Origin of the sequence: Kitasatospora cineracea (genome assembly GCF_003751605.1) — a bacterium.
GTDB lineage: Bacteria > Actinomycetota > Actinomycetes > Streptomycetales > Streptomycetaceae > Kitasatospora > Kitasatospora cineracea.
Map to the genome: position 1 here is coordinate 2542450 of NZ_RJVJ01000001.1, position 24143 is coordinate 2566592.

The following is a 24143-nucleotide window of genomic DNA, read 5'->3' on the forward strand; positions in this document are numbered from 1 at the left end:
GCGGGCCTGCTCGGCCTGATGGCCCCGCCCGTTCGGGCGGGGCCTCAGCGCTTCTGGTCGGTCTTGCTCTTGGTCTTGCCCTTGGTCGCCGAGGTCGCGGCCCGGACGTGCTCCGCCCAGGCCGTCTGGAACGCGTCGCCGCTCCGGCCGGTCGCCGCGGCCAGCTCCTCCGCGTACCCGCTCGGCTTGGCGTAGTGCGCGGCGACGAAGGCGAACACCTTGGCCTCCCCGTACGTCGCCGCCAGGTACCGCACCGCGTCGCCGCTCAGCGCGTAGTTCGCGGACCTGGCCTCGGCGGTGTCCGCGTAGAACTCGCCCTCCTCGCCCGGCAGCCGGCCGTCGAACTCCACCTCGCGCAGGTCGTCGGCCAACTCCTCGCGGGCCAGCGAGTCCTTGCCGCGCAGCGCCATGAACTCGGCGAAACCCTCCGCCACCCAGTCGTGCGGCTGCCCCTTGCCGGCGGCCGTCGGACGCTCCGACAGCAGCGTGGCGACGATCGCGTGCGCCATCTCGTGCCGGCCGATGTCCGTCACGCCCTCCTGCCAGTGCGAGCCGGTGAACCGGCTGTCGGTGGTGTCCATCACGATCCGGCTGCTGCCGACCGTCATCCCGTCCGCGCCGCTGCGGCCCGGCGCGTCGGCCGCCACCACCGGCATGTTGACGCCGGCCTCCAGGCTGTCGTCCTGCTTCCCGTCGCCCTGGTACAGCTTGTTGTAGACCTCCCGGTTCTTCTCCAGCACCACGAAGAACCCCTGCGCGCCCCGCCGTTCGCCGACCGGCGCCGGCGCGAACTGCCGCCAGGCCGACAGGTCGTCCCCCGCGGCCCGGGCCAGCACGTCCACGTCCCGGTCCAGTTCGCCCTCCTGGCCCTTGTCCGCCATCGCCACCAGGTGGTCGCGCACCCGCACCGACAGGTCGTCGTACACGTCCCACGGCGCCGGGTAGTACCCCGTGTCCAGGCTCTTGCCCTGGTGGTCCTTCACCGCCCCGACCCCGGTTATCACCTCCGTGCCCGACCCCACCGGCAGCACCTGCCACCCGTACTCCTCGGCGATCGGCAGGTTGTCCACGTCCTTCACCTGGTGCACGAAGTCCACCCGCAACTGCCCGTTCAACGGCGACGCGGACACCTCCCAACGCGCCGTCTCCCACGGCACCTTGAGCAGGTTCCGGAACACCAGCCGCTGCCGGTCCTTCACCGCCCCCGCCGCGAACGGCCGGACGAACGCCTCCTCGTCCTTCGCCGCCAGCGCCCGCGTCAACCCGTCCGCGACCTTGCGCCAGTTCTCCTGCTCCACCACGTACGCGGGCGTCGTCGGCCGCTTCCGGTGCACCTGCAGGTACGCCGTCCCGCCCACCGCGGCCGCCACCACCAGCAGCACCACCCCGATCCCCAGCCACGCCAGCACCCGCGCACCCCGCCGCGGCGGCTGCGGCGGGTACGGGTACGGGTAGGGGTACGGCGGCTGGTACTGCTGATCCTGGTACTGCTGGTACGGCGGAGGCGGATACACCGGCCCCGCCTGCCCCGGAAACGACTGCTGCCCCGGCACCGGCCCACCGGACTGCGGCGGATGCGTCAAGAGACCCCCCTGGACGAACGACGCGCCATTCATAGCACAGCCCCCGACCCACCCCCACCAGCCCTTTCCCCACCAGCAGTGCGTGAACGATACGATCCCCCCGTCCCAGCCCCCACAACCGGGGCCGGGACACCGACCGGGGGGTGGGTACACGCATGACGCACGGCCGAATCACGCGAACACTGGGCACGGCCGCCCTGACCGCAGGCATCCTGCTCGGCACGCTGCCGACCGCGCCGGTGGCGTCGGCGGACCAGGTGCGGGACGGGCAGTGGGCCAACTCGTACTTCGGGCTGGACAGGGTGTGGTCGGTCAGCAAGGGCGACGGGGTGACCGTCGCGGTGATCGACACCGGCGTCAAGGCCAGTCACCCGGACCTGACCGGGTCGCTACTTCCGGGCTATGACCCGGGGGGCCAGGGCCGGGAGACCAAGCCGACCAGCGAGCACGGGACGGGCATGGCGAGTCTGATCGCCGGCCACGGGCACGGCAACGGCGAGGGGGTGGTCGGCCTCGCGCCCGGTGCCAAGATCCTGCCGATCTTCCACGGAGACGGCGGCTCCATGCCGAAGGGCATCAAGTGGGCGGTGGACCACGGTGCCAAGGTCATCAACATCTCCGAAGTCACGGACACGGCAGAGCGGGACTCCTTCACCGAGGCGGTGGCCTACGCCCTTCAGCACAAGGTGCTGATCGTGGCGGGTGCGGGCAACGACGGAGGTCCGGTCCTCCCTCCGGCCGATGTGCCCGGGGTGCTGGCCGTCGGCGCGGTCGACAAGAACCGGAAGGTCTGGCCCCAGTCGAACTCCGGTCCCCAACTCATGCTGACAGCGCCCGGCGTCGACGTGGTGATGGCTGGTACCGGCGGGCCGGGCTCCTGCACCTCGCAGTACTGCATGGCTGACGGAACTTCGGACTCCACTGCGTACGTCTCGGCCGCGGCGGCCCTGGTGTTCGCCAAATACCCAGACCTCACGCCGGGGCAGGTTGCCAACCGCCTGGTGAAGACCGCCGCGGCTCCCGCAGGTGTCTCCCAACTGCCGGACAGCCGCTACGGGTACGGTGTCATCCGCCCCTACGAGGCACTGACCGCGGACATTCCGACGGGCTCCGCCCAGGGCCCGCTCGCAGCCGCCGCCGACACCGCAGCCACGGACAGCGCTGGCCAGGCCCCGGCCGACCACCGCTCCCCTTCGGCCGTGCAGGGCATCCAACAGCCGTCGTCCGGCCTGTCATTGCCACTGATCGCAGGCATCGGCGACGGCGCGGTGGCGCTCCTGATCGTGGTGATCGTCGTGGCGGCAGTGGCGAGCAGCCGGAAGCGCAGGCGAGCCCAACCACTGCCCTCCTACCAACCACTGCCCTCCTACCAACCGGTCCCCGTCCTGCCGCCCCACACCGCCCCGCCGGGCTGGCCGCCCGCGCAGCAGCCGTACGGGTCGCCGCCGGGGTATCCACAGCAGCAGGCGCCCTACCAGGGCGGCGGCCGGTAGCCAAGGAAATGTAGTGGCCCTGCCACGGGAGGCCAGTGCCAGGGCGGGTGGCGGACGATACGATCGGACCGTCCTGTGTTCCGGGGGCGCTGCGAGAACGAACGGGCTGTCTACTGACGGGGTGTTTGATGAGGCTGGCCAGACTGACAGGTGTGCTCGGCGCGACCGCTCTGACAGCGGGCGTGCTGTTCTCGGGAGCGCCGGTGGCGTCGGCGGACCAGGTGCGGGACGGGCAGTGGGCCAACTCGTACTTCGGGCTGGACAAGGTGTGGTCGGTCAGCAAGGGCGACGGGGTGATCGTCGCGGTGATCGACAGCGGGGTCGACGCGAGCCACTTGGACCTGACGGGCTCGCTCCTGCCCGGGTACGACCCGGAAGACCAGGGGCGTGAGACCAAGCCGACCGATGAGCACGGGACGGGCATCGCGAGTCTGATCGCCGGTCACGGGCACGGCGACGGCGAGGGGGTGGTCGGTCTCGCGCCCGGGGTCAAGATCCTGCCGGTCTACCGGGGGGAAGGCAACACCATGCCGAAGGGCATCAAGTGGGCGGTCGACCACGGTGCCAAGGTCATCAACATCTCCCAGGTCACGACCACGAGTGGGCCGGAAGACTTCGTCGAGGCGGTGTCCTACGCACTCCAGCACAAGGTGCTGATCGTGGCCGGTTCCGGTAACGACGCCGGCGCGGTCCGCACCCCGGCGAACACCCCAGGTGTGTTGGCGGTCGGTGCCGTGGACAAGAACCAGAAGATCTGGGCGAAGTCGAACTACGGTCCCGAGCTCATGCTGACGGCACCCGGTGTCGGCATTGTGACAGCTGCCCCCGAGACGGTCGGCTCCTGCCGGAACCCGTACTGCATCGGCGACGGGACTTCGGATGCGACCGCCTATGTTTCTGCCGCGGCGGCCCTGGTGTACGCCAAGTACCCCGACCTCACGGCAGGACAGGTGGCCAATCGCCTGGTGAAGACCGCTGCCGCTCCGGCAGGTGTCTCCCAACTGCCGGACTCCCACTACGGGTACGGGACCATCCAGCCCTACAAGGCCCTGACAGCGAACGTTCCGGCCGGATCCGCACAGGGCCCCCTGGCTGCCGGCGCCGCTGCTCCTTCCACGGGCGCCGAGACGCCGAAGCCGAAGGACTCGGGCGGTGCCGGCGCGGGCACGGGCACGGGCGGGCTGGGTTCCCCCGAGGCGGTGCCGGGTGTTCAGAAATCGTCGTCGGGATCGCCCTTGCCCTTGATCCTGGGTATCGGTGGTGCTCTGGTCGTGCTGATCGTCGTGGTGACAGTGATCGCCGTGGCCAGTAGCAGGAAGCGAAACCGCGCGCAGAACTTCCAGGCCCAGGCCGGTGCAGCCCCGTACGGGGCTGCACCGGGGTGGCCCCCGCAGCAGCAGCCGTACGGTCAGCAGGGCCACCCGGGCCAGCAGCCTCCGCCGCCCTACGGCTACCCGCCGCAGCAGCCGCCTTATAACAACCCGTACCAGGACGGGAACCAATCGCGTTGACGGTGTGTTAGCGCGCCGTCCAAACGCGATACGATCGAACGCTATGACTGAGACAACCCGTCAGTCAGAGTGCTACCACGGGGAAGTTTCGACACTCCAGGGGGAGAGGGCCTCGTGTCCGACGGATACAGCGTCAACCCTGCAGAGCTGGAGGCAGTCGTCAAACGACTGCGGGCCCTCCAGCAGAACATCAGCACCTGCGGGTCCAACACCAGGTACAAGACCGACATCACCCAGGATGCCTTCGGCGGTGACTTCGTCGAGGCCCGGGCACTGTACAGCGCGCACGGGAACATGCAGGCGTTCCTGACCCAGACGATCTCGTCCATCGACGCGCTCATCAACGAGTACGGCGACAAGACCCAGATCGTCCACGACCGCTACGTGGGTCGTGAGGACGACGGTCAGACAACCATGAACCAGATTCAGGCGGGGTGAGTCAGAGATGGCCGAGAGGACGCAGTTCGACAGCTACGCCCTGATCCCGCTCAAGAACATGGTGTCCGGCTCGAATCCCGGGCGGATCAAGGAAGTCGGTCAGCACTGGCAGAACGTCCACGAGGAGCTGACGCAGGCCGCCGCGGACCTGCAGGCGGCGATCGAGCACGCCACCGCGAACTGGACCGGCGCGGCCTCGCAGGGCTTCGCCACCAAGGGCGGGCAGATCCAGCAGGGCATGGTCAACACCGCCGCGCACGCGCAGAACACGTCCGTGGCGATGAACTACGCGGCGACCGCGCTCGAGCAGACCAAGTCGACCATGTCGCAGATCAAGGTCCCGGGCTTCATGGACCGGGTCGGCAAGACCTTGAGCGACGGCTTCGCCAGCTCGGACGAGGGGTTCAAGCGTGACCTCGCGTCGGGCATGAACCGGATCGACGCGGTCAACAAGAACGCGCACGACCTGTCCGCCACCGAGGTCGCACACCAGTACGCGATCGGTGTGATGGAGCACCTGGGCCCGCAGTACACCCAGGCCGCGTCGTACATGGGCGGCAACGAGCAGATCGGTATCTCGGAACCGGTGACGAAGTTCCCGCCGGACCCGCCCACCACGGTTGTGCCGCCCGGCCACACGCCGCCGAGCCTGCCCAACCCGAAGTACCCGAGCGGGGTGCCGCCGCAGGAGCCGCAGCAGCCCCCGACGACGGGGCTGCCCGGGGGGCCGCATCCGACGCAGCCGGTGCATCCGGTGCAGCCGGTGGTTCCGCCGGGGGGGACGTTGCTTCCTGGGGGGACGTTGCCGCCGTTCACTCCGCCGACGTTCACGCCTACGCCGTTGCCGCCTTCGACCGGGATCCTGGGGGTCGACCCGCCGCCTGTGGTGGGGACGCCGCCGGGGACCGGTGGTGGGCTGCCCGGTGGGGTGGGGACGCTGCCGAGTGGTGGTGGCGGTGGTGTCGGCGGGTCCGGTGGCGGTGGTTACGTGCCGGGTGTCGGCGGTGGCGGTTACCTGCCCGGTGGCGGTGGTCTCGGCGGTGGCGGCCGGGTGTCCGGCGGCGGCGGGCTGTCGGGTGCCGGCGGGGCCGGTGGCGGCCGGGTGTCCGGTGGCTCGGGTGCCGGAGGTGCCGGCCGCGGTGCCGGGGCCGGTGCCGGCACCGCGGGGGCCGGTGGCTCGGGTGCCGGTGGTGCCCGCGGGGCTGCGGGTGCCGGCGGGATGGGCGGCATGCACGGCGGTGGCGCCGGTGGTGCGCGGGGTGGTGCTGCCGGTGGCAAGGGCGGCAGCGGCCTGGTGCGCAAGGCCGGTGGCACGGTCGGTGGTGCGAAGGCCGGCGGTGCCGGTGGACGGGCGTTCACCGAGGGCGGTTCGGGCATCGGGAAGGGGCGCGCCGGGCAGGCGGGCGCGGCCGGGATGCACGGCGGCTCGGGCAGCGGCGGCAGCAAGAAGAAGAACCAGGGGCACCGTCCCGACTACCTGGTCGAGGACGAGGACACCTGGCGCGGTGGCGAGGCCAACCCCGGCGTCATCGAGTAGTCGAACGGGGTGCGGCGGGCGTCGGCGGTGGTCCTGGGGACCGTCGCCGGCGCCCGCCGCCGTTGTGCGCGGGGTGGTCAGTCGAGGTGGAGGGTGACCCGGTCGTCGTAGAAGGCGACCAGGCCGGCGATCTTCTGGGACTCGGCGAACGGGGTGGGGTACGTCCAGGCGATGTTCGGGTGGAGGGTGTCGCCGAGGCGGACGGAGAGGTGGTCGGCGGCGCCCTTGTAGGGGCAGTGGGTGGTGCGGGTGCCCGGTTCGAAGAGGGGGAGGACCAGGTCGGTGGGGGCGAGGTAGCACCGGGTGGGCAGGCCGGTCTCGAAGAGCAGGCGCGGGGAGCGGGAGAGCGCCAGCAGGGTGCCGTCGAGTTCGACCCGGACGGTGCGGGAGGAGGCCAGGATGTCGATCCGGGTGTACGGGGAGCGGGCGTGGGTGAAGACCTGCTCGTCCTCCTCGTACCAGGCGTCCATCGCGGCCCAGTCGAAGCGCAGGTGGTCGCGGAGCGCCCCGGCGGGGGCGTCGGGGTACTGGCGGACGGCGTGTTCGGCGGTGCGGCCGTTCGCGGTGAGGTCGAAGACCCGGGCGGTGCCGAGCAGGGGGCGGCTGGAGACCCGGTCGGTGGGGTGAGCAGGTCGGTGCGGACGTCGGCGGTCGGGAAGTAGTGGACGGGGTGGTGGGGGCGTTCCCAGACCAGCAGGGCGCGGGTGGTGTCGGCCACCGCCAGCCCGCCGAGGTAGGTGCGGATGCGTTTGCCGCAGGGTTCGATCCGTGGCACGGTGCCGTCGCTGGAGGCCATGCCCGGGACAACGGCCGGCGCCGCCCGGGAGTTTCCGGACGGCGGAGGCGGAGAAGGGGGAGCGGAAATCGAAAAGGGGAAATGCAAATGGCGGCGGAATTCGCCGGGGACCCGGCCGGGAATGGCGGGCGCCCGGCGAATTCCTTCGGGGCGGAGTGGAGACCATGACGGGAATCGAACCCGTGTAAACCGCTTTGCAGGCGGTTCCCTCAGCCACTCGGGCACATGGTCATGGGGGTGGTGCGAACGGTGCTGCGTGCGGCGTGATCGAGCCCGTGCAGGCGTCAGGACGCCTACAGCGCAGGGTAGTTGCGGATCAGGCGCAACAGCGGCGGCGGTGGCCGCGGCAACAGGAGCGGGCGCAGCCGGGACAGGAGGCACAGGTGCGGGGCGCTGCGAGGGCCGCCGTCTTCCTGCTCATCGCCTTCTCCTGTCGTGTGCCGGACTTCGCCGGGCTGTGCCGGATGCTTCCTGCGGTCCGGTGAATTCACTATAGCGGGCGGCGGTGGTGCGGAGACAATGTCCTTTCGTGAATTCCGTGTTTCGCCGCTGTGCTACCTTCGGTGGTGAGGCGGCCGTTCGCGGCGCGTCCCGGACGAGGTGCGTCGTACCCGGCACGACAAGACGGCGCGGTAGGTGGTTCGACTACTGCGGAGGAGTCCGTCGTCATGGCTTGGGTGGTTCTGATCGTGGCCGGAGTGCTGGAGACCGTGTGGGCGGTGGCACTCGAGGCGTCCAAGGGGTTCTCGCGGCTGGTGCCGAGCGTGGTGTTCGCGGTCGCGCTGGCGCTGTCGATGGGCGGGCTGGCGTACGCGATGCGGTCGATCCCGCTGGGGACGGGGTACGCGGTGTGGGTCGGCATCGGCGCGGTGGGCACCGCGGTGTACGGGATGGTGGCGATGGGGGACGCGGTGAGCGCGGCCCGGATCACCTGCCTGGTGCTGATCCTGTCCGGGGTCGTCGGACTCAAGGCGCTGCACTGATGCCCGCACTGCCCGCGCTGGTGCCTGTGCTGCCCGCACTGCTCACGCCGATGCCCGCACTGCTCACGCCGATGCCCGCACTGCCTGCGCCGATGCCCGTCCCGGTGCGGTGGGGGAGGTCCTAGGCCGCGGGGCGGAGTCCGGTTCCGACCGCAGGTCAGGATCAAACTGCCGCAACGGCACTTACCATGTCGAGGTGACCAGCACCTCCCAGGCCGAAACGGCAGCGCCCCCGCATCCCCTCCTCCCCGGCGACGACGGCACCGGCGGAGTGCTCAGCGGCCCCTGGCGGGCGCTGACCCTCGGCATCGTGTCGGTGGTGCTGCTGCTGGCCTTCGAGGCGACGGCGGTGAACACCGCGATGCCGACGGCCGCCCAGCAGCTCGACGGCATCGGCCTGTACGCCTTCGCGTTCTCCGGGTACTTCACCACCACCCTGCTGGCGATGGTGGTCTCCGGGCAGTGGTGCGACCGCCGCGGCCCGGTCGCCCCGCTGTTCAGCGGCATCGCGGTGTTCGCCGCCGGGCTGGTGACGGCCGGTACGGCGGTGAACATGTGGATGTTCGTCGCGGGCCGGGCGGTCCAGGGCCTGGGCGGCGGGCTGGTGATCGTCGCGCTGTACGTGGTGGTCGGCCGGGCGTTCCCGGAGCGGCTGCGGCCGTCGGTGTTCGCGGCGTTCTCGGCGGCCTGGGTGCTGCCCTCGATCCTCGGCCCGGTGATCTCCGGCGCGGTCACCCAGCACCTCGGCTGGCGCTGGGTGTTCCTCGCGGTGCCGGTGCTGGTGCTGCTGCCGCTCGCGGTGATGGGCCCGGCGCTGCGCCGTTCGGAGAGGTCCCAGCCGCCGGTGCGGGCGGGCCGGTACGACTGGCGGCGCACCCGGGACGCGGCGATGGTCGCGGTCGGTGCGGCGCTGCTGCAGTACGCGGGCCAGCGGCTGGACGTCTGGGCGCCGCTGCCGGCCGTGGCCGGGCTCGCGCTGATGGGCCCGGCGGTGCTGCGGCTGCTGCCGCGCGGCACGCTGCGGGCGGCGCGCGGGCTGCCGACGGTGATGCTGCTGCGCGGGGTCGCGGCGGGCGCGTTCTTCGCGTCGGAGCTGTTCATCCCGCTGATGATGCAGACCCAGCGCGGGCTGTCGGTGACGATGGCGGGCCTGACGCTGGCGCCGGGCGGGCTGTCCTGGGCGTTCGGGTCCTGGCTGCAGGGGCGGCCGGGCGCGGACCGGCACCGGGCGGCGCTGATCCGGGCCGGTTTCGTGGCGACGGCGGTGGCGGTCGGCGGGGCGGCGCTGGTGCTGTTCCCGGCGGTGCCGGTGTGGGTGACGGCGGTGTTCTGGGCGGTCGGCGGTGCCGGGATGGGCCTGGCGATCGCCAGCATCAGCGTGCTGATGATGAAGCTGTCCAAGCCGGAGGAGACCGGCGGCAACTCGGCGGCCCTGCAGCTCAGCGACGCGCTGGGCAACGTCCTGCTGACCGGCCTGGCGGGCGTCCTGTTCGCGGCCCTGGGCGGTGGCGCGGTGGGCGCGGCGGCGGACGGCGGGGAGCTGCCGGCGGGGGCGTTCGCCGCGGTGTTCCTGACCATGCCGGTGGTCGCGCTGGTGGGTGCGGTCCTGTCGGGGCGGGCGACGGCGAAGGCCGCGGCCTGACGGACGGCTCCGGCCGGGCCGCGCCCGGGTGGGGAGCGCGGCCCGGCCGGAGCCGGGGGCGGGGTGGGGCCGGGGGGCTACTTGCCGCCCGCCACCGCCGGGACGGACGGGGAGGCCGCGCCCTTGGCCGGGGTGCCGGCGCCGCCGAGGTAGGCGTTCCAGCCCTCCTTCGGGGCCTGGCCGGGGGCGAGCGCCTGGAGCTTCTTGAGGACCGCCGGGTCCTGGGCCTCCAGCCACTCGACGAGCTGCCGGAAGGAGACCATCCGGACCTCGGGCTTGTCGGCGATCTGCTTGAGGGTCTCCTCGACGGCGTTCATGTAGATGCCGCCGTTCCACTGCTCGAAGTGGTTGCCGATGATGAACGGCGCCCGGTTGCCGTTGTAGGCGCGGTCGAAGCCGGCCAGGTACGAGTCGCGGGCCTGGGTCTGCCAGAACGCCTGCTTGCCGGGGTCGCCCTTGGTGTTGTCGCCGGACTGGTTGTACATGATGTTGTAGTCCATCGAGAGCACCTGGAAGGTGTGCCCGGGGAACGGGATGGACTGCAGCGGCATGTCCCACAGCGCGCCGCCGGCGAACTTCTGCGGCCACATCTGCAGGCCGCCGGGGCCGGAGCTGTCGTACTTCCAGCCGCGCTTGACGGCGGTGGGGAGCAGGCCGCGCTGGCCCTCCAGGCAGGGGGTGCGGCCGCCGATCAGCTCCTTGCGGTAGTCGAAGGGCAGCGCGGGGAGCTCGGTGTTGCCGGTGTTGGTGCGCCAGTTCATGACGAAGTCCATGGCCTGCTGGATCTCGCTGTCCCAGTCCTCGGGCGACCACTTGCCGCCGCCGTTGGCGCCGCAGAAGTGGCCGTTGAAGTGGGTGCCGATCTCGTGGCCCTCCAGCCAGGCGGCGCTGACCTGCTCGATGGTGGCGCGGATGTGCTGGTCGCTGAGGTAGCCGATGTCGGAGGCGCCGATCGAGTGCTGCGGGGGGTGGTACAGGGTCTTCTTCGACTCGGGCAGGGTGTAGATGCCGCTGAGGAAGAAGGTCATGGTGGCGTCGTGTTCCTTGGCGAGCTTCCGGAACCGGCTGAACAGCTGGTTGTCGAGCTCGCCGGCGCCGTCCCAGGAGAAGACCACGAACTGCGGGGGCCGCTGGCCGGCCTCCAGCGGGACGGCCTGCGGCTGGTGGGGCTGCGGGCCGGTGTCGGAGGTGGAGCCGTCGCCGATCAGGGTGGCGGGGGGCTTGGGGACGGCGCTGGGGCTGCCGTTCGCGGCGAGGCCGTCGGCCTGCGCGGGCGGGGCGGAGCCCCCGCTCCCGGAGGTGCTGGCGCAGCCGGCGGCCAGGGTGGCGGCGGTCGCCGCACCGGCGGCCAGCAGCGTCCTGCGGGAGAGGGCGTCCATGTCTCACATCCGTTCACCAGGGAGTCAGGGGAAGTCACCGGCCGGATGAACGGTCCATCAGATGAAATGGAGAGATGCGTCGTCCGGGGGGAGTCGGCCTCAGCATGGCACGCGTCCGGGCGCCGCGCCGGTAAGCACGCCCCCGGTACGGATGACCGGGGGACGCCACGCCGGGACGCTCACCTGTTCGGCGCACCGGGCCGGGGCGACGGCGGGCCCGGGGAGTTGACTGGACGTCAGGAAGACCGGCCGACGGCCGGGCCCGCCCGTACCGCCCGGCGCACCCGCCGGCGCACCCCGCCCGCCCGACGCACCCGCAGACACGGAGGTCGCACCCGCCGATGTGGCAGCCGCTGATCGACGCCTACCGCGACCGGATCGTCGACACCGGACGGGAGCCGCTGTTCCTGCTGCTGCTCGGCCTGGTGCTGTCGTTCCTGTTCATCCGGCTCAGCACCCGGATGATCCGGGCCCGGGTCCGCTGGTGGCCGGGCAACGTGGCCCCGGGCGGGCTGCACATCCACCACGTGGTGTTCGGCCAGACCCTGCTGCTGGTCTGCGGGGTCGCCGCGTTCGCGGTGCGCGGCGACGGCGGCGACTGGTGGAACCTGCTGGGCTTCGGGTTCGGCGTCGGCGCGGGCCTGGTGCTGGACGAGTTCGCGCTGGTGCTGCACCTCAAGGACGTCTACTGGTCCACCCAGGGCCGCACCTCGGTGGACGCCGTGATGCTGGCCGCCGCGACGATCGGGCTGCTGCTGGTCGGCGAACTCCCGCTCGGCGGCTTCGCCCGGCACCCCGACGGGCCGACCCTGGCCGGGGCGGCCGTGCTGCTGGCGCTGGTCGTGGTCAGCCTGCTCAAGGGCAAGACCTGGACCGGGCTGCTGGGCATCATGCTCTGGCCGCTGGCCCTGGTCGGCGCCGTCCGCCTCGCCCGCCCCGCCAGCCCGTGGGCCCGCTGGCGCTACCGCTCCCGCCCCCGCCGGCTGGCCCGCGCCGAGCGCCGCGAGGACCGGATCCACCGCCGCCTGGTCGCCGTCAAGACCGCCGCGTACGACCTGGTGGCCGGCACCCCCGACGCCGACCCGGAGGCCGTCGCGGCCCCCGCGCCCGCACCGGTCGAGGCACCCGCCGAGGCACCCGCCGAGAGACCCGCCGAGCCGGTGCCCGGGCGGCCGCCCGCGCGCTGGCGGCTGCGCTGCGCCGCGGCGGCCCGCTGGTACCTGCGGATCGCCACCCTGCTGAATCTGCTCGGCGCGCTGGTCGCCCCGTTCCGGGCCCAGGTCGAACGGGCCGACCGGGGCGAGTACTTCACCCCCGTGCTGGTCACCTCCGGCTTCACCACCGCGCTGCTGACCGGGCTGCTCGCGGTGATGCTGCGCCGCCGCAAGCGGGCCGCCTGGATCGCCGCGCTGGCCGTCACCGCCGCGCACGCCGCCGTCTACGCCCTGGCGCTGGCCTTCCCCGAGTACCGCGCCCACCCGTTCAACTGGGTCTCCGCCGCCCTCACCCTGGCGCTGCTGCTGGCCCTGCTGGCCGCCCGCCCGGTGTTCCGGGTCCGCGGCGGGCGGGGCAACCTGCCGCTGGCCGCCGCCGTGCTGCTGCTCGGCGGCGCGCTGCTGACCGCCCTGGGCGCCGTCGCCGTCCGGCTCGCGCACACCGACGGGGTGCCCGGCTGGGGCGAGGCCGCCCGGTACGCGGTGCTGCGGCTGGTCACCGTCTCCGGCCTGCTCCAGGTCACCGACGTGGACGTGCCGGGCTGGGTCGACCTCGGCCTCAACCTGCTGGCCACCGCCCTGCTGCTGCTCACCCTGCGGATCCTGCTGCGCTCCGCGCACGGCGCCGAGGGGCAGGGCCCCGAGGACGAACGGGCGCTGCGCGCCCTGCTGGAGCGGCACGGCGGACGCGACTCGCTCGGCTACTTCGCGCTGCGCCGCGACAAGTCGGTGTGCTTCTCGCCCAGCGGCAAGGCCGCCGTCGCCTACCGGGTGGTCAACGGGGTGGCGCTGGCCTCCGGTGACCCGGTCGGCGACCCGGAGGCCTGGCCGCAGGCGATCGAGGAGTGGCTGCGCCGGGCCCGCGCGCACGCCTGGATCCCCGCCGTCACCGGCGCCGGCGAGCGCGGCGGCACCGTCTACGTCCGGACCGCCGGGCTGCGCGCCCTGCACCTGGGCGACGAGGCGGTGGTCGCCGCGGCCGGCTTCACCCTGGAGGGCCGGGAGATGCGCGGCCTGCGGCAGACCTGCCGCCGGCTGGCCCGGGCCGGGTACACGGTGGTGGTCCGCCGCCACCGGGACGTCCCCGCCGAGGAGTTCGCCGACCTGGTCCGGCTCGCCGACGCCTGGCGGCACGGCCGCACCGAACGCGGCTTCTCGATGGCGCTGGGCCGGCTCGGCGACCCCGCGGACGGCGACTGCCTGCTCGCCGAGTGCCGCGACGGGGCCGGGCGGACGGCCGCGCTGCTCTCCTTCGTCCCCTGGGGCGCGGACGGCCTCTCGCTCGACCTGATGCGCCGCGACCGGGAGTCCGACAACGGCCTGGTCGAGTACACCGTCGCCGAACTGCTGCTCCGCGCCGGGGAGTTCGGGACGGCCCGGGTGTCGCTGAACTTCGCCATGTTCCGCGAGGCGTTCGAGCCGCGGCTGGGCGCGGGCCCGGTGCTGAGGCTGTGGCGCGGGGTGCTGCGGTTCCTGTCCCGCTGGTGGCAGCTGGAGTCGCTGTACCGGGCGAACGCCCGCTACCGGCCGGTCTGGGAGCCGCGCTACGTGCTGTACGAGAAGCCCTCCGAGCTGCCCGCGATCGGCCTGGCCACCGCGCTGGCCGAGGGCTTCCTGACCAGGCCCCGGCTGCGGCGCGGCCGCCGCCGCGCTGACGGCGCGTCACCCGGACAGAACCCACCGGGTGCCCGGGCCCCGGCACCCGGGTGAACTGGGCGGGTCGGGACCGGAGCCGGTGCAGGACGGAGGGCGTGCGGTGGGCGAGCGGACGTGGACCGGGGCGGTGGCGGCCGCAGGAGCCGTCGTCGCGGGCGCCTGGCTGCTGAACGGCGGCCTGACCGGCACCCTGCCGCCGGCGCCGGCCGCCGCGCAGGCGTACGACGGCACCCCGGTCGGCCCGGCCGTCCCCGCACTGCCGCCCTCGCCGCCGGTGCGGGTGCGGATCCCGGTGCTCGGGGTGGACGCGCCGGTGTCCCGGCTCGCCCTGGACGGCGAGGGCCGGCTGCAGCCGCCGCCGGAGGAGGACCGCAACCTGGCCGGCTGGTACCGGTACGGCGCCGCACCCGGCTCCAGCGGGGCGGCGGTGCTGGCCGGGCACGTCGACAACGCGCACGGCCCGGCGGTGTTCTACCGGCTGGGCTCGCTGCGCAAGGGCGACCAGCTGGAGGTCGCCCGGGCGGACGGGGCGGCCGCCTGGTTCCAGGTCGACGGGGTGGAGGTCTACCCGAAGAGCGAGTTCCCCGACCGCAAGGTGTACGCGGCCACCCCCGACGCCCAGCTGCGGCTGATCACCTGCGGCGGCGGCTTCACCCGGGAGGGCGGCTACGACGGGAACGTGGTGGTCTACGCCCACCTGGTCCGCACCCAGCGGGCCTGAGCGGCCGGGAGCGGGGAGCTGCCGGGTCCGAGCGGCCGCCGTCCTGACGGTGCGTGAGGGCGCGCCGCCAGGACGGCGGCCGGTCAGGCCAGCAGCTCGGCGAGCGCCCGGTCGCAGTCCAGGTGGCTCAGCTCCCGGCCCTCCGGCACCGCCAGGTAGCTGTGCCACAGGAAGCGGCGCAGGTCGGCCCGGTCGAACTGGAGCAGTGCGACGCCCTCGGGGGAGCGCAGCTCGACCACGGTGCGGGTGCCGGGCGCGGGGCGGACGTGGACGTCGCCCTCGCCGCTGGGCAGGTCCAGCCCGGCGGCCAGCAGCTGACGGGCGAACACCCACTCGACCCCGTCGGCCGGCCCGGGGGACGGCTCGGCGGGCAGGTCGGCGCACGGGACGGCCGGGTCGTCCAGCGGGTCGGGCTCCAGGGCGTACTCGGCGGGGAAGACCATCCGGACCGCCAGCGGGTCGTCGGCCCGGTAGTGCAGGGTCACCCGCAGCAGCGCGGAGCGGTGGGTGCTGACGATCAGCCGGGCGTGCGTGGTCTGCTCGACCGGCGCGGGCGTTGCGGACACGGCGGTTCCTCCCGAAGGTGCGTGCTGGTACGGGCGCGACCGGTGTCGCTCCCTGGTGAGGAAGAGTCGGGAAGGGCGGAAGGGATTACACCGGTTCCGGACCCTCCTTCAGTGATCTGTGTCACACCCGGGTCAACCTCCGGCCGGTCGGGGCGGTGGCGCTGCCGGCCGTGCTGCTGCTGTCCCCGTTCGACGGCCCGGAGCGGCGGATCGAGGCCGCGGCGGGCTGCGAGGTGCGCCACAGGGTCGCCGGCCGGGAGGGCGACCGGTCCGCCGCCCGGACCGCGCTGCGCGACCCCCGCGACCGCGCGGTCTCCGGTCGGACGCCGCGCCGGCCGCTGCCGACCGGCGAGCACCCGGCGGCGGCCCGGCCGGGCACCGGCGAGGGGGCCGGGGAGGCCCGCGGGCAGGCGGGCCGCGACGGTGCGGCCGGAGCGCGGTGCCGCCGCCCGGCGGGTCCGCGGCGGCTGGTTTCCCCGGCGGCCGGACGCACCCGCGGCCGGTGCCGGAGGCGGCCGCCCCGAACGCCCGGCCGGGCCGTGTGCAGGTCCGGTGACGAGCGCCCGGCCGCAGTGGGACGCACGCCACAGGGGCGTGCCGCGGCGGCCGGCCGGGCTCCGGGAGGGGCTAGGCTGGGCGGGTTCCACGACCGCCCGCCGCCCGCGGGGGAAGGGCCGTACATGGGCCCTGACCTGCGACGACCCTGTTCGGAGACCGTGACTACCGCCGCCTCCTCCTCGATGGCCCCGCTGTTCTCGCACGCCGACAGCACCCACCCCCGCCCGAGTGGCACCTCCGCCGCCGCGCACCTCTCCCCGGCCTTCCCGGGCCGCGCCCCCTGGGGCACCGCGGCCAGCCTGCGGGCCTGGCAGCAGGGGGCGCTGGACCAGTACATCGAGAAGCAGCCCCGGGACTTCCTGGCAGTCGCCACCCCGGGCGCCGGCAAGACCACCTTCGCCCTGACCCTGGCGTCCTACCTGCTGCACAACCACCTGGTGCAGCAGGTCACCGTGGTCGCGCCCACCGAGCACCTGAAGAAGCAGTGGGCCGAGGCCGCCGCCCGGATAGGGATCCGGCTCGACCCGGCGTACTCCTCGGGCCCGCTGTCCAAGGACTACCAGGGCATCGTGATCACGTACGCGGGCGTCGGGGTCAACCCGATGCTGCACCGCAACCGGACCGAGGCCCGCAAGACGCTGGTGATCATGGACGAGATCCACCACGCCGGCGACTCCAAGTCCTGGGGCGAGGCCTGCTTCGAGGCGTTCGAACCGGCCACCCGCCGGCTCGCCCTCACCGGCACCCCGTTCCGCTCCGACACCAACCCGATCCCGTTCGTCCAGTACGAGGCGGGCAGCGACGGCATCCGCAAGTCGATCGCCGACTACACCTACGGCTACGGGCACGCGCTGGCCGACCACGTGGTCCGCCCGGTGATCTTCCTCAGCTACTCCGGCAACATGCGCTGGCGCACCAAGGCCGGCGACGAGCTGGAGGCCCGGCTCGGCGAGCCGATGACCAAGGACCTGATCGCCCAGGCCTGGCGCACCGCGCTGGCCCCGCAGGGCGAGTGGATCCCGGCGGTGCTGCAGGCCGCCGACCGGCGGCTGACCGAGGTCCGCAAGGGCATCCCGGACGCGGGCGGCCTGGTGATCGCCACCGACCAGACGGTGGCCCGCGCGTACGCCAAGCTGCTGCGCGAGATCACCGGCGAGAAGGTCGCGCTGGTGCTCTCCGACGAGGCCGAGGCGTCCCAGCGGATCTCCGACTACGCCGAGGGCACCTCGCGCTGGATGGTCGCGGTCCGGATGGTCTCCGAGGGCGTCGACGTGCCCCGGCTGTGCGTCGGCGTGTACGCCACCTCGATCTCCACGCCGCTGTTCTTCGCCCAGGCCGTCGGCCGCTTCGTGCGCGCCCGCAAGCGCGGCGAGACCGCCTCGGTGTTCCTGCCGACCATCCCGATGCTGCTCGGCTTCGCCAACGAGATGGAGCTGCAGCGCGACCACGTCCTGGACCGGCCCAAGAAGGAGGGCGAGGGCCTGTTCGACGAGGAGGACCGGCTGCTCGCCGAGGCCGAGAAGGCCAACGACGGGGCGGACACCGGCACCGAGGAGTTCTCCTACGAGGCGCTGGGCAGCGACGCGGTCTTCGACCGGGTGCTGTACAACGCCATGGAGTTCGGCATGCAGGCGCACCCCGGCAGCGAGGAGGAGGAGGACTACCTCGGCATCCCGGGCCTGCTCGAACCCGACCAGGTGCAGATGCTGCTGCAGAAACGTCAGCACCGGCAGATCCAGCGCTCCAAGGCCCGGCCCGCCGAGGAGGCCGACCTGCTCGAACTCCCGGCCGACGAACGCCCGGTGGTGACCCACCAGGAGCTGCGCGAGCTGCGCAAGGAGCTGAACGCGCTGGTCGCCGCCTGGCACCACCGCACCGAGCAGCCGCACGGCACCATCCACAACGAGCTGCGCCGGCAGTGCGGCGGGCCGCTCACCGCGCAGGCCACCGCCAACCAGTTGAAGGCGCGGATCGGGCGGATCCGCGAGTGGGCCGCCCAGGGCTGACGGTCCGTCGGCTCCACACCTTCAACACTTGGCAAAGAGAATGTGGAGACATGTGATCGCATGATCCGCTAATCTGCGGCATGCCGGTGCTGGGGGGACACCACACATGGGGACGCCTCGGCATGCGGTCACACCTGTCGGCGCCGCCGTCCACGCGGCCTGCCGGCCCGCAACCCCTGAGGAGCACCCCGTGGCGTACCCCGCCCAGAACCCCGAGCTGTCCGACAAGTCGAAGCTCGTCGCCGGCCTGCTGCAGATCTTCCTCGGCGGCCTCGGCATCGGCCGCTTCTACACCGGCCACGTCGGCATGGGCGTCGCCCAGCTGCTCACCTGCGGCGGCCTCGGCCTCTGGGCGTTGATCGACGGCATCATCTTCCTGGTCAGCGACACCCGCACCGACGCGCAGGGCCGCCTGCTGCGCCCCTGACGTGCCCACCGAACCGGCCGGCCGGCACCCCCGCCCCGCGGACGACCGCGACGGGGGTGCCGGCCGTCGGCCGTCCACCGGCCCGCGCCGCTCCCCGGCCCTGCTGCGCCACCCCGCGGCCGGCCCGCTCGGCCTGCTCGCCGCGGGCCTGGCCGGCGCGGCGTACCTCTACTCGCGCGACCCGCACCGGTCGGGCCAGGTGCTCCCGTTCTGCCCGTGGCGCCGCCTGACCGGCCTGCAGTGCCCGGGCTGCGGCGGCACCCGGATGGCGTACGACCTCCTGCACGGCGACCTCGCCGCCGCCTGGCACGACAACGCCGCGCTGCTGCTGGCCCTGCCGTTCGTCGCCGCCTGGTTCGCGGTGCGGCTGCGGCACGGGCTGGCCGGGCGGCACTGGCGACTGCGGATGGGCCCGCGCGCCGTGGCCGCGCTGCTCGTCGGCGCGGTGCTCTGGACGGTCGGCCGCAACCTGTTCTGAGCCGCCCGGCCGCCGCACCGGCCGACCCGGCGGCGCACAGATATCGGACACTCGGGCGCCCGCGGCGCGAGTTATGAGTGCCTTATCCGATTTTTCATCACGACTTTCCATCGATGCTGCCCGAATTTTGGACAACCACTTCCACCGGGCGGCCCCGTTCATTAGCGTCTCCCCACAATCGTCCGGGACCCACCCAACAGCCCGGACGGCTACCGCGGAGCCCCGCGTCCCGTCGACGTCGCCGAGGCCGGACTCCCGCGCCGGACACCCTTCCTGCGCGCGACCAATTCCGGTGCGGCTCACGGCAGTTCTGTCGTAGGGTCGGACTTGCCGCGGAAAGGACCTGGCGCCTCGTGACTGCTGAGACTTCCCAGACCCTGGACAGAGGTGTCCGGGTGCTGAAACTGCTGGCCGACTCCGAACGCGGACTGACGGTGACCGAGCTGGCCGCCCGGCTGGCCGTCAACCGCACGGTGGTCTACCGCCTGCTCGCCACCCTGGAACAGCACGGCCTGGTCCGCCGGGACATCGGCGGCCGCGCCCGGGTCGGCCTCGGGGTGCTCCGGCTCGCCCACCGGGTCCACCCGCTGCTGCGCGAGGCCGCGCTGCCCGCGCTGCGCTCGCTCGCCGAGGACCTGGGCGCCACCGCGCACCTCACCCTGGTCGACGGCAACGAGGCGCTCGCCGTCGCCGTGGTCGAACCGACCTGGACGGACTTCCACGTCGCCTACCGCACCGGCCTGCGCCACCCGCTCTCCGAGAGCGCGGCCGGCCGGGCCATCCTGGAGGCCCGCAGCTTCCCCGGCCAGCGCCGCCCCGAGCAGGGCTGCGTGATCACCCGGGCCGAGGAGCAGTCCGGGGCCAGCGGCGCGGCCGCCGCGCTGATCGGCCTCAGCGGCATCGAGGGCAGCGTCGGCGTGGTGATGCTCAACGGCCTGGTGCCCGAGCGGGTCGGCCCGCGGGTGGTCGAGGCCGCCACCGAGGTCGCCGACGCGCTGCGCTGAACCCGCCGGCCCCGGGGCGCCCCGGCGTCCCGGGGCCGATCCGCGCGGCCGTCCGTGCCGGGCCGCGCGGTGTGTTTGGATGCGGGGTGTGCCTTCCCAGAACCTGCCCCCGGCCCTGACCGCCCCGCGCACCCGCGCGCTCGCGCTGTGCGCGCTGCCGGTGCTCGCGCTGTTCGCGGTGGCCGCGTTCGTGCCGCTGCCCTTCACCCTGGAGTCGCCCGGCGACACCGCCGACACCCTGGGCGCGTACAACGGGAGCAACCCGGTGATCCGGGTCAGCGGGACGCCGCAGCGCGAGACCACCGGCCAGCTGCGGGTGGTCACCGTCGAGGCCACCAACCCGGGGCAGCGCAACACCCTGTGGGACTCGCTGGCGGCCTGGGCCGACCCGAAGCGGGCGGTGGTGCCCACCGAGGAGGTCTACCCGGAGAGCGACAGCGGCAAGGCCGACGAGGCCACCCAGCAGCAGATGACGCAGTCCCAGGACAGCGCCACCCTGGCCGCGCTGAACTACCTGCACCTGTCGCCGGACCAGGTCAAGGTCGAGATCGACCTGGGCCGGATCGGCGGCCCGAGCGGCGGCCAGATGCTGGCGCTGGGCATCGTCGACAAGATCGCCGGGAACGGCAGGGGCGGCGACCTGACCGGCGGGCGGAACGTGGCCGGCACCGGCACGGTCGACGCGGACGGGCGGGTCGGCCAGGTCGGCGGCATCCCGCTCAAGACCCAGGCGGCGCGCGCGGCCGGGGCCACGGTGTTCCTGCTGCCGCGCAGCGAGTGCACCCAGGGCAAGGTCAACACCCCCGACGGCCTGCAACTGGTGCCGGTGGACACCCTCTCCGACTCGATCGCCGCGCTCGACGCGCTGAACAGCGGCGGCGCCGTCCCGCACTGCTGACGTCCCGTCACCGGCGGCGGGCGGACCCGGCGGGCGGGCCGGAGCCAGGGCCGGGACCGGTACCGGGCGGGGCGCCCCCGTGCGCCCGTCCCCCTCGTGCGGCGCTCCCGGCGCCCCGGGGCTACCGGCCGAACGCGGCGGCCACCAGGTCGTCGCCGACCCGGGCCCGCAGCAGGGCGGCGATCTCCGGTAAGCGGTGCGCCTGGGCCATCGGCAGTGCCACCGAGACCGCGGCCAGGTCGCCGCCCAGCACCAGCGGCACCGCCGCCCCGGCGGTGTCCAGCGCGTACTCCCGGTACTGGGTGATCGGCGCGGCCCGCTGCGGCCCGTGCCGGGGCAGCAGCGGCAGGTGGGCGGGCTCGCGCAGGGTGTACGGGGTGAACGGCACCATCGGGTAGCGGGCCAGGTGGGACCGCCGCTCCTCGGCGGACATCAGGGCCAGCAGGGTCTTCCCGGCCGCGTGGGCGTGCGCCCCGGACCGGAAGTGCCGCGGGTCGGCGGTGGGGGCGCCGGGGGCGGGGGCCGCGGCGACCAGGTCCACCTCGCCGTCCTTGTAACGGGCGAAGTGGACGGCCGCGGACAGCTGGTGGGCGATCCGGCCGAGCAGCCCGTCCAGCCCGCCCGGCCGGGACGGGCCGGGCGCCGGGCCCTCGGGCCCGTTCCGGCCGGTCAGCCCGGACACCGCGGGGCCGGTCCGGTACCGGCCCTCGCGCCGCTCCAGGTAGCGGTCGTGCACCAGGGTGCGCAGCAGGTGGTAGGTGGTGCCCAGGGCCAGCCCGGTGTCCCGGGCGAGCTGCTTGGCGGTGGCGCCCGACGGGTGCCGGGCGGCGGCCTCCAACAGCCGCAGGGCGCGCTGCGCGGAGGCGATCAGGGTCGGCGCCTCGGTGAGCCGGCTCACCGCCGCGCCCCCCGGTCCCCGACGGGCCGGTGCGGGCGCGGTGCTGACGTCGGGGCAGCCGGCGGGTACGCGGCGGGTGCGGTACGTATGCTCATGGCTGCGATCTTTGCGTGCACAGGCAGAGGCATATGCCAAAAATCGGCCGAATCCGGGAGGCGCGCCCGGCGGAGCGGCGGCGGCCCGGTCAGCAGCCGCCCCCGGCGGCCTGCTCCACCAGCGGCAGGACCCGGAACGGCACCGGGTTCTCCAGCGCGATCGCGGTGGACGCCCGGACGATCCCGTCGAACCCGACCACCCGGTCGATCACCCGCTGCAGGTCCGCGTTCGAACGGGCCACGATCCGCACCAGCATGTCCCCGTGGCCGGTGATGGTGTGCAGCTCCAGCACCTCCGGCACCGCCGCCAGGTGCGCCCGGACGTCCGCGCCCTGCCCCTGCGAGATCTCCAGGGTGGCGAACGCCGTCACCGGGTAGCCGAGCGCCGCCGGGTCCACCTGCGGGCCGAAGCCGCCGATCACCCCGCGCGCCTGCAGCCGGTCCAGCCGGGCCTGCACCGTGCCGCGGGCCACCTGCAGGCGGCGCGAGCACTCCAGCACGCCGATCCGCGGCTCCTCGGCGAGCAGCCGGATCAGCTTTCCGTCCAGCGCGTCGATGGCGTCGGGCTGCGGGGGCACGGGGCGGCTCCAGGGGTGGTGCGAGCGGTCGGGCATCGACCGACATTGTGCGGCCGCCCCGGCCCGCGCGTCAGCCCGGGACGTCCGCGGGCCACGTCCGCGGGCCCGGGGCATCCGCCCAGCCCAGGGCGTTCGCCGGGGCGTTCCCCAGGGCACCCGCGGGGCGGCCGCTGGGATCGGCCGCCCCCGGCTTCAGGCGTCCGACGGGCCCGGGGCGCCGGTCAGTTGCCCACCACGAAGGTCTGCACGTTGGGGGCGGTGCCGTTCCAGGACACCATGAGGGTGGAGACCCGGTCGTCCTTGGAGAAGTTGACCTGAAGCCACTGGTCGCCGTGCCAGACCTGCATCGACCAGCCCGCCTCCGGCACCGCCGAGACCAGCCGGGCCTCGGTGGCCCGCACGTCGAGCGCCACCCGGCCGCCCAGCATCGGGTAGCTGTGCAGGGTGCTGGGCGGGCTGCTGCTCCTGCGGGCCGTCGCGCTCGGCCGGGCCGGGGCGCTCGACCCCGCGGCCGCCGGGGTGGCGGCACCCGCCGGCGGGTCCGGGTCCGGGCTCGGGCTCGGGGCCGCCGCGGACGGCGGCGCGCTGCTCGGGGGCGGCACCGGAGGGGTCGGCCCGGCCGGTCCCCCTGCTTCGAGGAGGCCACCGAAGGCAGTTGAACCGCCACCGGTTGCTCGAACACCGTGTCGACGAGCACCGCGTGCACGCCGAGCCAGGACAACGCCACCGCTGCTCCGGTGGCCGCCGTCCAGGCGCCCAGTTGAACCAGTCCGCTCCGCATCGCGGGCCCATCCTGCCGTACGAAGGTCACGGCCAGGTCAGTGGGACGGGCATTGCGCAGAAACCTTGTGGGAAAAGGGCGGCGAGCTTCAGGGAAGCTCAAGGCCCCGCCCGGGCCGGGCCGTCCCGGAGCCACCCGAGGTACAGACCATTGCGCCGCCATGCCGTACCGTGCAGCCCCATGGCAACAGTGCTTGTGGTCGAGGACGACCCCTTTGTGCGTTCCGCCCTGATCCGCCATCTGGCCGACACCGGCCACGCCGTGCGCTCCGTCGGGACCGCGCTGGAGGCCCTGCGCGAAGTCGCCCAGGTCGGCTGCGACCTGGTGGTCCTCGATCTGGGCCTGCCCGACCTGGACGGCAGCGAGGCGCTCAAGATGATCCGCGGCCTGACCAACGTCCCGGTGATCATCTCCACCGCGCGGGACGACGAGGCGGAGATCGTCCGGCTGCTGAACGACGGCGCCGACGACTACCTGGTGAAACCTTTCTCCGGGGAGCACCTCACGGCCCGGATGGCCGCCGTCCTGCGCAGACTGGGCGGCGGCGCCCTGATGGCACCCCAGATCCTGCGGGTCGGCGGCCTGGCCATCGACCCGCAGCGGCGCGAGGCCCTGCTCGACGGGCAGCGGCTCGACCTGACCCGCCGCGAGTTCGACCTGCTGGCCTTCCTCGCCGCCCGGCCCGGCGTGGTCGTCCCGCGCAAGGAGATCCTGGCCGAGGTGTGGCGGCAGACCTACGGCGGCGACCAGACCATCGACGTCCACCTGTCCTGGCTGCGCCGCAAGCTCGGCGAGACCGCCTCCAGCCCGCGCTACCTGCACACCGTGCGCGGCGTCGGCGTCCGGTTGGAGGCCCCCGGCGGACCGGTCGGGGGCGCGACGTGAAACGCATCCTCCGCTC

The 24143-nt window shown here is 73.8% G+C and carries 21 protein-coding genes, 1 tRNA gene, 1 pseudogene and 1 riboswitch; of the genes and pseudogenes, 14 read left to right on the forward strand and 9 right to left on the reverse strand.

Going from position 1 to position 24143, the window contains the following annotated elements; translation table 11 throughout:
- Positions 1-44: 44 nt before the first annotated feature.
- Positions 45-1514 (reverse strand): gluzincin family metallopeptidase, encoded by a 1470-nt coding sequence (locus EDD39_RS11655; RefSeq protein WP_244256682.1) that lies wholly within the window; start codon positions 1512-1514, stop codon positions 45-47.
- Between the two features lie 224 nt (positions 1515-1738).
- Here EDD39_RS11655 and EDD39_RS11660 point away from each other — a divergent pair, with 224 nt between their 5' ends.
- The 4 genes from EDD39_RS11660 (at position 1739) to EDD39_RS42010 (ending at position 6562) form a co-directional block, all read left to right on the forward strand.
- Positions 1739-3076 (forward strand): S8 family serine peptidase, encoded by a 1338-nt coding sequence (locus EDD39_RS11660; protein ID WP_123555388.1) that lies wholly within the window; start codon positions 1739-1741, stop codon positions 3074-3076.
- Between the two features lie 152 nt (positions 3077-3228).
- Positions 3229-4587, forward strand: coding sequence for a S8 family serine peptidase (locus EDD39_RS11665; RefSeq protein WP_244256683.1), 1359 nt, complete (start codon positions 3229-3231; stop codon positions 4585-4587).
- Positions 4588-4701: 114 nt separating this feature from the next.
- Entirely contained in the window at positions 4702-5025 is a 324-nt protein-coding gene (locus tag EDD39_RS11670) for a hypothetical protein (protein WP_123555393.1), read from the forward strand.
- Between the two features lie 7 nt (positions 5026-5032).
- Entirely contained in the window at positions 5033-6562 is a 1530-nt protein-coding gene (locus EDD39_RS42010) for a WXG100 family type VII secretion target (RefSeq protein ID WP_123555395.1), read from the forward strand.
- 77 nt (positions 6563-6639) lie between these two features.
- Here the strand turns inward: EDD39_RS42010 and EDD39_RS40305 are convergent, their stop codons facing one another.
- The 3 genes and pseudogenes from EDD39_RS40305 to EDD39_RS11685 form a co-directional block, all read right to left on the reverse strand.
- Complete coding sequence (locus EDD39_RS40305; protein ID WP_208765484.1) at positions 6640-7032, reverse strand: DUF427 domain-containing protein; 393 nt, start codon at positions 7030-7032, stop codon at positions 6640-6642.
- A 206-nt stretch (positions 7033-7238) separates the two neighbouring features.
- A pseudogene (locus EDD39_RS42675) lies at positions 7239-7358 on the reverse strand (DUF427 domain-containing protein); the annotation flags it as partial.
- Positions 7359-7514: 156 nt separating this feature from the next.
- Positions 7515-7589, reverse strand: a tRNA-Cys gene (locus tag EDD39_RS11685).
- A gap of 335 nt (positions 7590-7924) precedes the next feature.
- Positions 7925-7992: riboswitch (guanidine-III (ykkC-III) riboswitch) on the forward strand.
- Between the two features lie 34 nt (positions 7993-8026).
- Between EDD39_RS11685 and EDD39_RS11690 the strand changes: the two genes are divergently transcribed.
- Complete coding sequence (locus EDD39_RS11690; protein WP_030459625.1) at positions 8027-8341, forward strand: DMT family transporter; 315 nt, start codon at positions 8027-8029, stop codon at positions 8339-8341.
- A gap of 196 nt (positions 8342-8537) precedes the next feature.
- Positions 8538-9983, forward strand: coding sequence for an MFS transporter (locus EDD39_RS11695; protein WP_123555397.1), 1446 nt, complete (start codon positions 8538-8540; stop codon positions 9981-9983).
- A 77-nt stretch (positions 9984-10060) separates the two neighbouring features.
- On the opposite strand, the gene EDD39_RS11700 is transcribed toward EDD39_RS11695, so the two are convergent.
- Positions 10061-11362: a polysaccharide deacetylase family protein gene (locus EDD39_RS11700; RefSeq protein ID WP_123555399.1), complete on the reverse strand. Its 1302-nt coding sequence runs from the start codon at positions 11360-11362 to the stop codon at positions 10061-10063.
- Between the two features lie 341 nt (positions 11363-11703).
- Between EDD39_RS11700 and EDD39_RS11710 the strand changes: the two genes are divergently transcribed.
- The gene (locus EDD39_RS11710; protein ID WP_123555403.1) at positions 11704-14286 is read left to right on the forward strand and encodes a phosphatidylglycerol lysyltransferase domain-containing protein; all 2583 of its coding nucleotides are present in this window, start codon (positions 11704-11706) and stop codon (positions 14284-14286) included.
- 46 nt (positions 14287-14332) lie between these two features.
- Positions 14333-14953: a class F sortase gene (locus tag EDD39_RS11715; protein ID WP_123555405.1), complete on the forward strand. Its 621-nt coding sequence runs from the start codon at positions 14333-14335 to the stop codon at positions 14951-14953.
- An 83-nt stretch (positions 14954-15036) separates the two neighbouring features.
- On the opposite strand, the gene EDD39_RS11720 is transcribed toward EDD39_RS11715, so the two are convergent.
- Positions 15037-15519 carry an SsgA family sporulation/cell division regulator gene (locus tag EDD39_RS11720; protein ID WP_123555407.1) on the reverse strand — a complete coding sequence of 161 codons (483 nt, stop codon included), beginning with the start codon at positions 15517-15519 and terminating at the stop codon, positions 15037-15039.
- Positions 15520-16259: 740 nt separating this feature from the next.
- Between EDD39_RS11720 and EDD39_RS11730 the strand changes: the two genes are divergently transcribed.
- The 5 genes from EDD39_RS11730 (at position 16260) to EDD39_RS11750 (ending at position 20890) form a co-directional block, all read left to right on the forward strand.
- Positions 16260-18083 carry a DEAD/DEAH box helicase gene (locus tag EDD39_RS11730; RefSeq protein WP_123555411.1) on the forward strand — a complete coding sequence of 608 codons (1824 nt, stop codon included), beginning with the start codon at positions 16260-16262 and terminating at the stop codon, positions 18081-18083.
- A 190-nt stretch (positions 18084-18273) separates the two neighbouring features.
- The gene (locus tag EDD39_RS11735) at positions 18274-18510 is read left to right on the forward strand and encodes a TM2 domain-containing protein (protein ID WP_244256684.1); all 237 of its coding nucleotides are present in this window, start codon (positions 18274-18276) and stop codon (positions 18508-18510) included.
- Positions 18511-18610: 100 nt separating this feature from the next.
- Positions 18611-18988 carry a DUF2752 domain-containing protein gene (locus tag EDD39_RS11740; RefSeq protein ID WP_030459634.1) on the forward strand — a complete coding sequence of 126 codons (378 nt, stop codon included), beginning with the start codon at positions 18611-18613 and terminating at the stop codon, positions 18986-18988.
- 353 nt (positions 18989-19341) lie between these two features.
- Complete coding sequence (locus EDD39_RS11745; protein WP_030459635.1) at positions 19342-19992, forward strand: IclR family transcriptional regulator; 651 nt, start codon at positions 19342-19344, stop codon at positions 19990-19992.
- A 79-nt stretch (positions 19993-20071) separates the two neighbouring features.
- On the forward strand, positions 20072-20890 hold the full coding sequence (locus EDD39_RS11750; protein ID WP_208765485.1) for a hypothetical protein: 819 nt from the start codon (positions 20072-20074) through the stop codon (positions 20888-20890).
- Between the two features lie 121 nt (positions 20891-21011).
- Here EDD39_RS11750 and EDD39_RS11755 read toward each other — a convergent pair whose 3' ends face one another.
- The 3 genes from EDD39_RS11755 to EDD39_RS38950 form a co-directional block, all read right to left on the reverse strand.
- The gene (locus EDD39_RS11755) at positions 21012-21788 is read right to left on the reverse strand and encodes a helix-turn-helix domain-containing protein (RefSeq protein WP_162869997.1); all 777 of its coding nucleotides are present in this window, start codon (positions 21786-21788) and stop codon (positions 21012-21014) included.
- Between the two features lie 184 nt (positions 21789-21972).
- Complete coding sequence (locus EDD39_RS11760) at positions 21973-22497, reverse strand: Lrp/AsnC family transcriptional regulator (protein WP_051816831.1); 525 nt, start codon at positions 22495-22497, stop codon at positions 21973-21975.
- 185 nt (positions 22498-22682) lie between these two features.
- Entirely contained in the window at positions 22683-23063 is a 381-nt protein-coding gene (locus EDD39_RS38950; RefSeq protein ID WP_148089429.1) for a hypothetical protein, read from the reverse strand.
- Between the two features lie 359 nt (positions 23064-23422).
- On the opposite strand from EDD39_RS38950, the gene EDD39_RS11770 reads away from it, so the two are divergent.
- On the forward strand, positions 23423-24127 hold the full coding sequence (locus EDD39_RS11770) for a response regulator transcription factor (RefSeq protein ID WP_030459640.1): 705 nt from the start codon (positions 23423-23425) through the stop codon (positions 24125-24127).
- The last annotated feature ends 16 nt before the right edge of the window (positions 24128-24143 follow it).

Bases quoted from the DNA above. Each gene is read 5' to 3' on its own strand.
- EDD39_RS11690 (WP_030459625.1), top strand. From the start codon at position 8,027: ATGGCTTGGGTGGTTCTGATCGTGGCCGGAGTGCTGGAGACCGTGTGG.
- EDD39_RS11700 (WP_123555399.1), bottom strand. From the start codon at position 11,362: ATGGACGCCCTCTCCCGCAGGACGCTGCTGGCCGCCGGTGCGGCGACC.
- EDD39_RS11710 (WP_123555403.1), top strand. From the start codon at position 11,704: ATGTGGCAGCCGCTGATCGACGCCTACCGCGACCGGATCGTCGACACC.
- EDD39_RS11750 (WP_208765485.1), top strand. From the start codon at position 20,072: ATGCGGGGTGTGCCTTCCCAGAACCTGCCCCCGGCCCTGACCGCCCCG.
- EDD39_RS11730 (WP_123555411.1), top strand. From the start codon at position 16,260: ATGGCCCCGCTGTTCTCGCACGCCGACAGCACCCACCCCCGCCCGAGT.
- EDD39_RS11760 (WP_051816831.1), bottom strand. From the start codon at position 22,497: ATGCCCGACCGCTCGCACCACCCCTGGAGCCGCCCCGTGCCCCCGCAG.
- EDD39_RS11660 (WP_123555388.1), top strand. From the start codon at position 1,739: ATGACGCACGGCCGAATCACGCGAACACTGGGCACGGCCGCCCTGACC.
- EDD39_RS40305 (WP_208765484.1), bottom strand. From the start codon at position 7,032: ATGGACGCCTGGTACGAGGAGGACGAGCAGGTCTTCACCCACGCCCGC.
- EDD39_RS11770 (WP_030459640.1), top strand. From the start codon at position 23,423: ATGGCAACAGTGCTTGTGGTCGAGGACGACCCCTTTGTGCGTTCCGCC.
- EDD39_RS42010 (WP_123555395.1), top strand. From the start codon at position 5,033: ATGGCCGAGAGGACGCAGTTCGACAGCTACGCCCTGATCCCGCTCAAG.